The organism is Kocuria sp. 2SI (genome assembly GCF_005502825.1).
Taxonomy (GTDB): domain Bacteria; phylum Actinomycetota; class Actinomycetes; order Actinomycetales; family Micrococcaceae; genus Kocuria; species Kocuria palustris.
Genome location: NZ_SCNB01000002.1, coordinates 85,172 through 96,535, shown reverse-complemented (window position 1 = coordinate 96,535; position 11,364 = coordinate 85,172). Strand labels below are relative to the sequence as shown.

Genomic DNA, 11,364 nt, shown 5'->3' with positions numbered 1-11,364 from the left:
GGGGCTGCGACGGTGCGCCCGAAGGTGCGCGGGCCCGGCAGTCGGTCCGTCCAGCTTAGAGGCAGGCGGACCCGCGATCCGGTAGGCCGCCCCTGTGCGGGAGGCGGATCACACGCGGCGCGAGCTCACCAACGCGCGGAAGCTGCGCTCGCGCAGCCGCCGCGGGATGAACCGGTAGCCGCCGCGCACCACCACGTTGCGCGCCAGCTCGAGCCGGCCCACGTGACCCAGGCCGAAGAGACGGGACTGCAGCTGCATCTCGGCGGCGAAGACCCGGAGGCCACCGCGGCGGGTGTAGGCGCCGTCGGAGACGCGGTAGCCCACGAGCGGCTGCGCGACGTTGCGGACCCGGGCCCCGGCGCGCATCATCCGCACCCACAGCCAGTAGTCCTCGGCCAGAGGCAGCTCCTGGTAGCCGCCGACGGCCTCGACCGCGCCGCGGCGGAAGACGGCTGCGGGATGGGATATGGGATTGCGCAGCCTGGAGATCCGCGCGATGCGCGCCGGATCCGTGGGCGCCTGGCGCAGGGCCAGGACCTCCTCCCGATCCCCGATCTCGTTCATGGACGCCCCCACCAGGTCGGCGCCGTCGCGGATCAGGGGCAGCTGCTCCTCGAAGCGCTGCGGGTAGGAGATGTCGTCGGCGTCCGCGCGGGCGATGATCTCGTGCGTGCACAGCCGCAGCCCGTGGCGCAGCACGGCCGTCAGCCCTCGGTTCTCGGGCAGGTCGGCGCGCACCACGTCGATCGGCGGCTCGGCCGAGCGCAGCTGCTCGGTGATCTCCTCGAGCGCTGCGGCCATCTCGGGGGCCACGGGGCCGTCGCGCACGATCACGACCTGGCTCGGGCGCACGGTCTGCTCGAGGGTGGAGGAGGCCACCGCACGGCGGAAGCGCTCCGGGTTGTCCCCGGCGTAGACCGGCAGGAGCACGGAGAACTCGGGCAGGGCCTGCTCGGAGGCGGGCTCCTCCGAATGCGACTGCGCTCCCTCGAGCCGCCACACGCCGTCCAGGACCTCGGCATTGCTGCGGGGGGCGCTCAGGGAGTCCCGAACGCCTGCGGCCAACCGCCGCAGGACCTGTCCGCGCTCCTGCGATCCGCGCAGGGTCCGCAGCCACAGCCGCGCGGTCGCCCCGCCGTAGAGCACCTTCTCCCACGGGGCCAGCGAGGTCGAGCGGGTGAAGACCCACAGCTTGTTGCGGACGTCGTAGTAGAAGCGCGGGCCCGGATCCGAGTCCGTGGTCACCGGCCGGGCCGTGTGATGCACGACCTGGGAGGCCGGCACCTGGAGGGCATCGCTCCATCGAGCCAGCCGTGTGGAGAACTCGAAGTCGTCGTTCCAGATGAAGAAGTCGGCGATGGGCGCAGCGGTCGCGCGCACGGCATCGCCGTCGAGCAGCAGCGCGACGAACGAGCCCGAGCGGATCGTGCGGGCGCCCACGGCCTCGGCCCGCCGACGGCGCCCGGCACCGGCTCCGATGCGCTCGATCATCGAGTTCATGGGGTGCTCGGTGCCGTCGGTCCACAGCACGCGGCTGGCCACGAAGGCGGGACGGCGGCCGCCGCGGGGGTCGTAGGCCCGCCAGGCGCCCACGGCCGCGGACAGCGCCTGCGGAAGGGGCTCGGTGTCGTCGTCCATGACCCAGATCAGGTCCGCGCCGTGGTGATGGGCCGCTCGATCGATCCCCACGGCGAAGCCTCCGGCTCCCCCGACGTTGCGCGGCAGGCGGATCAGGTCCACGTCGATCTCGCTGCGGCGGGCGAAGTCCTCCACGACGCTCACGGAGTCGTCGTCCGAGGCGTTGTCCACGACCACGATGGTCTCCGGTGAGCGTTCGCCGGAGGCCAGGCCCTGCAGCGTGGTCTTGAGCAGGCGAGCTCGATTGAAGCTCACGACGACGGCGACCACTACGGGCTCGCTCGCAGAGACGGGCACAGCTTCAGCTCCAGACGGGAATCGAGGGTACGGGTCCGAGGACCGGTGCGCGGGGCTCGGGGGCTGCGCGGCCTGTCTCGGGTTCCGGAACATTAGCACCGGTGCCTTCGCCCGTTCTGTGATCCTCCAGGAGCCTGCCTGAGGCTCCCCTGGACGGTTCGTGCATCCGCTTGCCGGATCCGCGGCCTCTGTACGATGAGCAGCGATGGGCCGCGGCGCCGCGGCCCGCGGGTCTGCAGACAGGAGAGTTCTCATGACGGCGAGGAACTGGCGGGTCGTGGGTGCGACCGGCTTCGCAGGATCGGCGATCACCGCCCGGCTGCGTGCCGAAGGCCACACCGTCCAGGCCGTCTCCGCTCCGCGGCTCTCCAGCAGCGCGCGCACCGTCCACCACCTGATGGGTCGCGCCCGGGACCTGGAATCCGTCATCGACTACCTGGCCGACTCGTTCGCCGGTGCAGATGTGGTCGTCAACGCCGCGGGACTCGCCCGCCCCGATGGCACCGATCAGGACGCCCTGGTGGGCGCCAACGCCCTCCTGCCGCTGCTGATCCTCGCCGCGGCCGAGCGCACGAGCGTCACCCGCGTGATCCACCTGTCCACCGCGGCGGTCCAGGGCAGCACGCCGTGCCTCGACGAGACCACGCAGACGGATCCCTTCTCCCCCTACTCGTTCTCCAAGGGCCTGGCCGAGCGCGCCCTGCTGCGCGTGCTGGACCGCGAGGCCGATACCCGCGAGGGCCTGCCCGAGCTCGTGCTGCTGCGCGCGACCTCCGTCCAGGGCCGGGGACGCTCGACCACCCAGCGCCTGGCCAGGTTCGCCGCGACCCCGCTGAGCTCCGTGGCCGGCGACGGCACCGCGCACACCCCGGTGACCTCCTCGGAGGCCCTGGCGGAGCTCGTGGCCAGTCTCGGCACCTTCAAGGGCGAGCTGCCCCGGATCGTGCTGCAGCCGTGGGAGGGGGCCACGACCGCCTCGATCCTGCGCGATGCCGGCCGTCGGGAGCCTCTGCACCTGCCCACCGTCCTGTGCCGGGCGGCAGTGCGCCTGGGCTATCTGATCTCCTCGGCCGCCGGGTCCCGCTGGCATGGCCCCCTGCGCCGGATAGAGGTCACGTGGTTCGGCCAGCAGCAGGTGCCCGGCTGGGTCCAGGAGCACGACATGCTCCCCGCCCCCGCCATCACGCCCGTGCTGCGCGCCGTGCACACGGCCCAGGGCCGCTGAGCCCCGGCACGCATCCGGCACTTGCGCCGCTGGGCGCTCGCCGCTGAGCGCGGAAGGGCCCGTCGGGCTGAGGATCGGCTCCTCTGCCCGACGGGCCCTTCGCGCTGCAGTCCCTGTGCCTCAGCGCTGCTGGTCCACCCCGGCCTGCGGCAGGGAGGCCTCCGCCTGGTCCTCCGGCACGGCGCGGGCCACGAGCGCGCTGGCCTGCGCGACCCCGAGCGGGCGAGTGCTCTCCGGATCCCTGCGCTGCGGACGGGTGCGGTTCTGGTCGGGTGCACCGTGCCTCCCGCCTCCCCCGCCGGCAGCCACGACGGCGGCTGCGGCCGAGACCCCTGTGGCGGCGCTGGCCCCTGCGAAGTCCTCGGGCCCAGGTGCCGCGGAATCCTGCTCGGCGCGAGCCTGCTCCACGATCCCGATCTCCGGGTCGGCGACGGTGCTGCCGCCCGAGCCCTCGGGTCTGCCCTGCGGCCCGGACGGCTCGTCGGCTCCGGCGGGGACCTGATCGGGACCGGTCTGCTCGCCGGAGGCATCCTGGCTGCGCTGACCGGGGCCCCGCACCGACGACTCGTCGGCGGCTTCCCCGTCCGCGGAGGAGACGGCGTCGGGCTGCGCCGACTCCTCCGCGGCATCGCTCGGGGCGCTGCTGCCGTCGCGGGCGATCACCGAGGGGACGACCTCGCGCAGGCGGGTCAGGGAGATGCGGCCGTCGCGCACGACGACCGGAACGCCGCCGGTGCAGTCGACGATCGTGGAGGCCACGGGCTGTGCGTCGGCCGTGCCCTCCCCAGCGGGGTCCATGCCCTCGGTGCGCGGGCCGTCCTCCAGGTAGACGCGCACCGAGTCGCCGAGCATCTCCCGGGCCTGCTCGGCGGTCACGGCGGCTGTCATGCCGGTGCGGTTGGCCGAGGACACGGCCAGCGGCCCGGTCTCCTGCAGAAGCTGCTGGGCCACGGGATCGTCGGGCACGCGCAGCGCGACCGTGCCGCGGGTCTCGCCCAGATCCCACTGCAGGGACGCCTGCGCGTGGCAGATGAGCGTCAGTCCGCCGGGCCAGAAGGCTCCGGCCAGGGCGCGGGCCTCCTCCGAGACGGAGTCCGCGAGCCCGTCGAGCACGCCGCTGTGGGCGATGAGCACGGGCGGGGGCATGGTGCGATCGCGGCCCTTGGCCTCGAGCAGGCGCTGCACGGCCTCGGCCGAGAACGCGTTGGCCGCGATGCCGTAGACGGTGTCGGTGGGCATCACGACGACCTGGTGGCGGGCCAGCTCGCGGCGGGCGGCATCGACAGCGGCGCCGCGCGAGCGCTCGTCCTTGATGCGGAAGAACTCCGCGGGCACAGGCGCCTCCGCCTGCTCCTCGGCCTCCTGCTCGGGCTCGACGTTCTCGGGGGCCTCCTCCAGGGACTGCTCGGCGTCCTCGGCCGGGATGGCGTCCCGGGGCTGCGCTGCGAGGTCGTCGGGGTTCTGGGGGCGATCGCTGGAAGTGTCGTTCACGCCGTTCATTGTTGCACTCCGCCGCCCCTCTCCACCCCCGACGGTCCCTGCGGTCCCGATCACGCGAGGACCCCGCTGGTGGCCCTGGGCCGACCCGTCAGGTCCTGATGCAACTGCACCTGCTCGAATCCCGAGCTGCGCATCTGCTCCTGCATGTCCTCGGCCTGCGACTCGGCGTGCTCGAGCACGCACCAGCCGGCGGGGCGCAGGAGCTGGGCCGCCGCGGCGATGATCCGACGCGGCATCTCCATCCCGTCGTCTCCACCGCCCCACAGCGCTGCCGCGGGATCGTGCTCGAGCACCTCCGGCTGGGTGATGGGCTCGCGGGCCGGAACATAGGGGGGATTGCTCACCACGGCCGCGCAGCGCCCCCGCAGATCCTCGGGAGCATGCGTGGCGTCGCCCTCGCGCAGGTCCACCCTGGTGCCCTCGAGATTGCGCCGTGCCCAGTGCAGGGCCTGCGGGTCGAGCTCGATCGCGTGCACCCGGGCGTGGGGCACCTCGTCGGCGACGGCGGCGGCGATCGCCCCCGAGCCGGTGCACAGGTCGACGACTACCGGGCGCGCCTCCCCGTCCGCCTGGTCCTCGCGCAGGCGCTCGACGAGCAGCTCGACGAGCAGCTCGGTCTCCGGGCGCGGGATGAAGACCCCCGGCCCCACCTGGATCGCCAGGCGGCGAAAGGGGGCCGTGCCCACGATGTGCTGCAGCGGCTCGCGGGCCGCGCGCCTCTCGACCAGCTCGTCGAGGCCCTCGGGCGCGTCCGCGCCGATGATGGCGCGCGCGGCGACCTCTCCGCGCTGCAGTCCCAGCAGGTGCCCGGCCAGCTGCACGGCATCGGCCTCCGCAGCGGGCACCCCTGCCCGCTCGAGCCGCGCCGTGGCCCGGCGCAGCGCCTGGGCGAGGGTCTCGGCCATCAGCCGAGGTCCTGGGCACCGGCGCCCTGGCCGATCTGCTGGAGCCGGTGCTGCTCGTCCAGCTCGATCGCGGATTCGATCACGGGCCCGAGCGCTCCGTCCAAGACGGCGTCGAGGTTGTAGGCCTTGTAGCCGGTGCGGTGGTCGGCGATGCGGTTCTCGGGGAAGTTGTACGTGCGCACCCGCTCGGAGCGGTCCATCGTGCGCACCTGGCTGCGCCGGGCCTGGGAGGCCTCGGCGTCGAGCTGCTCCTGCTGGTGGGCCAGGATGCGCGCGCGCAGCACGCGCATGGCCGCGTCCTTGTTCTGCAGCTGGGACTTCTCGTTCTGCATGGCCACGACGATCCCCGTGGGCAGATGGGTGATCCGCACCGCCGAGTCGGTCGTGTTCACGGACTGCCCGCCGGGGCCCGAGGAGCGGTAGACGTCGATCTTCAGGTCGTTCTGGGTGATCTCGACCTCCTCCGGGGCATCGACCTCGGGGAAGGCCAGCACGCCGGCGGCGGAGGTGTGGATCCTTCCCTGCGACTCGGTGGCCGGGACCCGCTGGACGCGGTGCACGCCGCCCTCGTACTTGAGCTTGGCCCACACGCCCTCGGCCGGGTCCTGGGAGCGTCCCTTGACCGCGATCTGGACGTCCTTGTGCCCGCCCAGGTCCGCGGGGGTGTCGCTGAGGACCTCGGTCTTCCAGCCCTGGGACTCCGCGAAGCGCAGGTACATGCGCAGCAGATCGCCGGCGAACAGCGCGGCCTCCGCACCGCCCTCCCCCGCCTTGATCTCCAGGATGGCGTCACGGGCGTCGTCCGGGTCCCGCGGGATCAGCAGCCGGCGCAGCCGCTCGCGGGCCGGGTCGATCCGGGCCTGCAGCTGCTCGGCCTCCGCGGCGAACTCGGGGGCCTCAGGTGCCAGCTCGCGGGCCGCCTCCAGGTCCTCGCGCAGGGCCTGCAGCTCCCGATGGGCGCCCACCACCCGGTCCAGCTCCGCATAGCGGCGATTGAGCCGACGGGCCAGCAGCTGGTCGGCATGCACGGACGGATCCGCAAGGCGCTTTTGCAGCTGCTCGTGCTCCTGGAGGATCGCCTCCAGTGGCCCGGTACCGTCACGGGCTTCGATCTCGGTCACGGGTTCGCGCTCTCCTGAGGGGCTGCGGGCCGGGCGACGGCGGTCGCCGGGCGGGGATGGCATGCGACCGGTCGACGGACGCAGGACGACTCAACCCCGAGGACCGCTCGTCGAGCGGACCCCGGGGCTGGTCGCGGGGGACCTCAGCGGTCGTCGTCCGCCTTGACGTTCAGCGTGGTCTTCTGGACCTGCATGAGGAACTCGGCGTTCGACTGGGTGTCGCGCAGCTTGGAGGTCAGCAGCTCGAGGGCCTGCTGCTGATCCAGGCTCGAGAGCACTCGACGCAGCTTCCACATGATCTTCAGCTCATCGGCGCCCATGAGGTTCTCCTCGCGACGGGTGCCCGAGGAGTTGACGTCCACGGCGGGGAAGATGCGCTTGTCCGCCAGCTGACGGGACAGGCGCAGCTCCATGTTTCCGGTGCCCTTGAACTCCTCGAAGATGACCTCGTCCATCTTGGACCCGGTCTCTACCAGCGCGGTGGCGAGGATGGTCAGTGAGCCGCCGTTCTCGATGTTGCGCGCGGCGCCGAAGAAGCGCTTGGGCGGGTACAGCGCCGCCGAGTCCACGCCGCCGGAGAGGATGCGCCCGGAGGCCGGAGCCGACAGGTTGTACGCACGGCCCAGGCGGGTCATGGAATCCAGCAGCACCACGACGTCCATGCCCAGCTCCACGAGGCGCTTGGCCCGCTCGATGGCCAGCTCGGCCACGGTGGTGTGGTCGTCCGCGGGACGGTCGAAGGTCGAGGCGATGACCTCGCCCTTCACCGTGCGCTGCATGTCTGTGACCTCCTCGGGGCGCTCGTCCACGAGCACCATCATGAGGTGGACCTCGGGGTTGTTCGTGGTGATCGCGTTGGCGATCGACTGCAGCATCAGCGTCTTGCCCGCCTTGGGCGGGGAGACGATCAGGCCGCGCTGGCCCTTGCCGATCGGCGAGACCAGATCGACCACTCGCGGGCCGACCTTCTTGGGCTCGGTCTCCAGGCGCAGGCGCTCCTGCGGGTAGAGCGGCACGAGCTTGGAGAACTCGGTGCGATCGCCCTGCTCCTCCGGCTTCTTGCCGTTGACGCTGGTCAGCTGCACCAGGGCGTTGAACTTCTGGCGCTGGCCGCGCTGGTTCTCCTCGCCCTCGCGCGGGGCGCGGATGGCGCCGACGACGGCGTCGCCCTTGCGCAGGTTGTTCTTCTTGACCTGGGCCAGCGAGACGTAGACGTCGTTCGGGCCGGGCAGGTAGCCGGAGGTCCGCACGAAGGCGTAGTTGTCCAGCACGTCCAGGATGCCGGCCACGGGCAGCAGGACGTCGTCCTCGGTCAGCTCCGTGTCATCGACCTCGGGGCCGTTGCCACCGCGGTTGCGACGGTTGTTCCGGCGATCGTTGCGGTCGTTGCGATCATTGCGGCCGCGGTTGCGACGGCTGCGGCGCGAGCCGCCGTCATCGTCGCCGCTCTGGTCGCTGCCGCCCTGGCGCTTGGACTGCTGCTTGCCGCCCTGGCCGTTCTGGCCCTTGCCGCCGTCGTTCTGGCTGTTCTGGCCCTTGCCGCCCTGCTGGCCGCCGTCGTTCTGGCCGCCCTGGCCCTTGCCGCGGCCCCTGCCGCGGCCGCCGCCGCCGTCGCTCTGGCCGTTGTGACGGCGCCCGCCCTCGTCCGAGGACTCGGAGTCGTCGTGGCCACCGCCCTGACCGCCGTTGCTCTGGCCGGCGCTGTTCTGAGCGCCCTGATCGTCCGAGCCGGACTGACGTCCCCGGCCGCGTCGCTGGGAGCGCGAGGGGCGCCCGCCCTCGGAGCGCTGCTGGGAGTCATCGCCCGACGGGGCGTCCTGCCCGGACTCCGAGCCGGACTGGCTCTCGCGGTCCTGGCCCTGTTGCTCACCCTGCGAGCCTTCGGAGCCCGAGGAGCGGCGGCCGCGGCCGGTGCGCGCGGAGACCTTCGGCAGATCGCCCGCCTCGGGCTCCACCTTCGGCTCCCCCGCCTGGGCCGAGGAGGCGTCATCGCCCTGGGCCTTGGCGGCGGCGCGCTGCGCGGTCTTCTCGATCTTCTCGGCCACCTCGACATCGCGCTCGGCGACGGCGCCGCCGCGCTGATGCGCCTGGATGGCGTCGACCAGCAGCGACTTGCGCATGCGGCGAGCCCCGGTGATGCCCAGCTGCGCGGCGAGGGCCTGCAGCTGAGCCAGCTTGAGGCCCGAGAGGCCGGTGCCCTGGTTCTGCTCGGAGTTCTGATCCGTACCTGAGGTCAGGTCGGTGGATTCGGTCACGAAGGTTTCCTTCTCCCTCGGTGGAAGGCCTCGGCACTCAGACGCCGGACCTCTTGTGCATGGTGGCGGGCCGCAAGCTGCGGGCCTGATCGCGCTGCAGATGGCGACGATCTCGCCGACGGAGCCCCCATCCGATGAGATGCCCGCCCGACGGCATGCACGCAGGCCGTGCCGAGGGCGATATCGCGATGGAGACTGGACGAGCCGTCCTGCCGGAGCAGGCGGGGCTTGCGTCGGGCCGGGCGAAGACTACGAGCACCCCCGGCGGACCTCGATCTGCTGGAGCGGGCTCGAACGCCCGTGCGCATCCTAGATGCTGTGGGGATGCTCGCTCACCTTAGCACCCTGCTGAGGCACGGACAGGCGCAGAACACGCCAGGTGACGTGCTCGCTGCCCGGGCCCTGGTGCGCGGCGAGCTCGCCGATGGCCTTCTCCGCGGCATCAGCGGAAGGCACGGAATCGGAGAGCACCAGAACGGTGGGTCCGGCTCCCGAGATCAGCGCGGCGTGCCCCTGCTCCCGCAGCGCGGCCACCAGGGCCGCGCTGGGCTCCATGGCCGGTGCGCGGAACGGCTGGTGCAGGCTGTCGGCGGTGGCGGGCATCAGGTGCTCGGGGCGATGCGACATGGCGTCGATCAGCAGGGCGCAGCGCCCGGCGTTGCGGGCCGCCTCGCGGTGGTCGACCGTCTGGGGCAGCAGCGAGCGCGCCAGCGCCGTGGAGACCTCGTAGTTGGGGATCGCCACGATCGGCACGATCTCCGGCAGCACGTCCACGGGGGCCGTCCGCCAGGCGCCGGGCTCGCCCCACGAGATCGTCAGGCCGCCGTAGAGGGCCGGAGCCACGTTGTCCGGATGGCCCTCCATGCCGGCGCAGACCTGGAAGACGGCGTCCTCGTCGAGGCGCTGCTGCTCGGCGAGCAGGGCGTTGCCGGCCACCACTCCCGCCACCGCGCAGGCGGCCGAGGAGCCCATGCCGCGGCCGTGGGGGACGCGGTTGCGCGACACGATCCGCATGCCGGGCTGCTCCTGAAGGCCTGCCGCGCGCCAGGCGGCGCGGACGGCGCGCACCAGGAGGTGATCCTCCGTACGGGGCACGGACTCGGAGCCCTCCCCCTGCAGCTCGAACTCCAGGCCCGATTCCAGGACGGTCAGCTCGATCTCGTCGCGGTGCTCCAGGGCCAGGCCCAGGGTGTCGAAGCCGGGTCCCACGTTGCCGGTCGAGGCCGGGACGCTCACGGCCACGGAGCGCCCCGGGACCAGGACCTCGCGCCAGTCGCGACGCGCCACGGGGCTCACTCGAGGCCCAGAGCGGAGGCGACGGACACGACGTCGAAGTCCACGCGCACCGGCTCGGCGGCATGCGGGTCCTCGGCCTCGGCGCCCTTCACGGCCCACTGCGGGTCCTTGAGACCGTGGCCCGTCACCGTGATGACGATCCGCGCACCGGCAGGGACCTGGCCCTGCTCGTGCTTCTTGATCAGGCCCGCCACGCCGGCGGCGGAGCCGGGCTCCACGAACACGCCGTCGCGCGAGGACAGGAAGCGCTGAGCGGCGATGATCTCGGTATCCGAGACGGCCTCGATCAGTCCTCCGGAGTCGTCGCGCGCGGCGATCGCGGTGTCCCACGAGGCGGGGTTGCCGATGCGGATCGCGGTGGCCACGGTGTCCGGGTCATCGATCGGATGCCCGGCCACCAGCGGCGCCGAGCCCTCGGCCTGGAAGCCCCACATGGTGGGGGTCTTCGTGGCCACGGCCGGCAGGACGTCGCCCTGGTCGTTGGTGAACTCGGCGGCGTACTCCTGGTAGCCCTTCCAGTACGCGGTGATGTTGCCCGCGTTGCCGACCGGCAGGATGTGCAGGTCCGGAGCATCGCCCAGGGCGTCGACGACCTCGAAGGCGCCGGTCTTCTGCCCCTGGATCCGGTACGGGTTCACGGAATTGACCAGGAAGACCGGGTAGGACTCAGAGAGCTTGCGCGCGACCTCGAGGCAGTTGTCGAAGTTGCCGTTGATCTGGATGATGTCGGCGCCGTGGGCAACGGCCTGGGCCATCTTGCCCATGGAGATCTTGCCCTCGGGCACCAGCACGGCGCAGCGCATGCCGGCCTGCTTGGCGTAGGCCGCGGCGGAGGCGGAGGTGTTGCCGGTCGAGGCGCACACGACCGCCTTGGCGCCTTCCTCCTTGGCCTTGGTGATGGCCATGGTCATGCCGCGGTCCTTGAAGGAGCCGGTGGGGTTCATGCCCTCGAACTTGACCCAGACCTCGCAGCCGGTCAGCTCGGACAGCGCGCGGGCGCGGATCAGCGGGGTGCCGCCCTCGCCCATCGAGACGACGGGGGTGGAATCGGTGACCGGAAGGCGGTCGCGGTACTCGTTGATGACGCCCTGCCACTGATGTGCCATTGCTGCTCCTCGCTTCGCTGC

The 11,364-nt window shown here is 72.4% G+C and carries 8 protein-coding genes; 1 reads left to right on the top strand and 7 read right to left on the bottom strand.

All coding sequences use genetic code 11. The features are described from left to right. Window positions 1-108: 108 nt before the first annotated feature. The gene (locus FFS25_RS01615) at window positions 109-1,935 is read right to left on the bottom strand and encodes a glycosyltransferase (protein WP_249933720.1); all 1,827 of its coding nucleotides are present in this window, start codon (window positions 1,933-1,935) and stop codon (window positions 109-111) included. Window positions 1,936-2,188: 253 nt separating this feature from the next. Between FFS25_RS01615 and FFS25_RS01610 the strand changes: the two genes are divergently transcribed. Then, on the top strand, window positions 2,189-3,160 hold the full coding sequence (locus FFS25_RS01610; protein ID WP_137801696.1) for an NAD-dependent epimerase/dehydratase family protein: 972 nt from the start codon (window positions 2,189-2,191) through the stop codon (window positions 3,158-3,160). A gap of 120 nt (window positions 3,161-3,280) precedes the next feature. Here the strand turns inward: FFS25_RS01610 and FFS25_RS01605 are convergent, their stop codons facing one another. The 6 genes from FFS25_RS01605 to thrC all read right to left on the bottom strand — a co-directional run bounded on the left by FFS25_RS01605 (window position 3,281) and on the right by thrC (window position 11,343). Then, on the bottom strand, window positions 3,281-4,651 hold the full coding sequence (locus FFS25_RS01605) for an L-threonylcarbamoyladenylate synthase (protein ID WP_249933719.1): 1,371 nt from the start codon (window positions 4,649-4,651) through the stop codon (window positions 3,281-3,283). 59 nt (window positions 4,652-4,710) lie between these two features. Next, window positions 4,711-5,565 (bottom strand): peptide chain release factor N(5)-glutamine methyltransferase, encoded by an 855-nt coding sequence (prmC, locus tag FFS25_RS01600; protein WP_137801694.1) that lies wholly within the window; start codon window positions 5,563-5,565, stop codon window positions 4,711-4,713. Continuing rightward, window positions 5,565-6,686 (bottom strand): peptide chain release factor 1, encoded by a 1,122-nt coding sequence (gene prfA / locus FFS25_RS01595; RefSeq protein ID WP_171004058.1) that lies wholly within the window; start codon window positions 6,684-6,686, stop codon window positions 5,565-5,567. The genes prmC and prfA overlap by 1 nt, the downstream gene beginning before the upstream one ends. Before the next feature lie 143 nt (window positions 6,687-6,829). After that, the gene (gene rho / locus FFS25_RS01590) at window positions 6,830-8,941 is read right to left on the bottom strand and encodes a transcription termination factor Rho (RefSeq protein ID WP_137801693.1); all 2,112 of its coding nucleotides are present in this window, start codon (window positions 8,939-8,941) and stop codon (window positions 6,830-6,832) included. Between the two features lie 309 nt (window positions 8,942-9,250). Then, a complete protein-coding gene (gene thrB / locus FFS25_RS01585; RefSeq protein ID WP_137801692.1) occupies window positions 9,251-10,228 on the bottom strand; it encodes a homoserine kinase in 978 nt (325 codons plus the stop codon). A gap of 5 nt (window positions 10,229-10,233) precedes the next feature. Continuing rightward, window positions 10,234-11,343 (bottom strand): threonine synthase, encoded by a 1,110-nt coding sequence (gene thrC, locus FFS25_RS01580; protein WP_006215225.1) that lies wholly within the window; start codon window positions 11,341-11,343, stop codon window positions 10,234-10,236. Window positions 11,344-11,364: the final 21 nt, after the last annotated feature.

Excerpts from the sequence above, each read along its gene's own strand:
- FFS25_RS01610 (WP_137801696.1), top strand. The coding sequence starts at position 2,189 with ATGACGGCGAGGAACTGGCGGGTCGTGGGTGCGACCGGCTTCGCAGGA.
- prmC (WP_137801694.1), bottom strand. The coding sequence starts at position 5,565 with ATGGCCGAGACCCTCGCCCAGGCGCTGCGCCGGGCCACGGCGCGGCTC.
- thrC (WP_006215225.1), bottom strand. The coding sequence starts at position 11,343 with ATGGCACATCAGTGGCAGGGCGTCATCAACGAGTACCGCGACCGCCTT.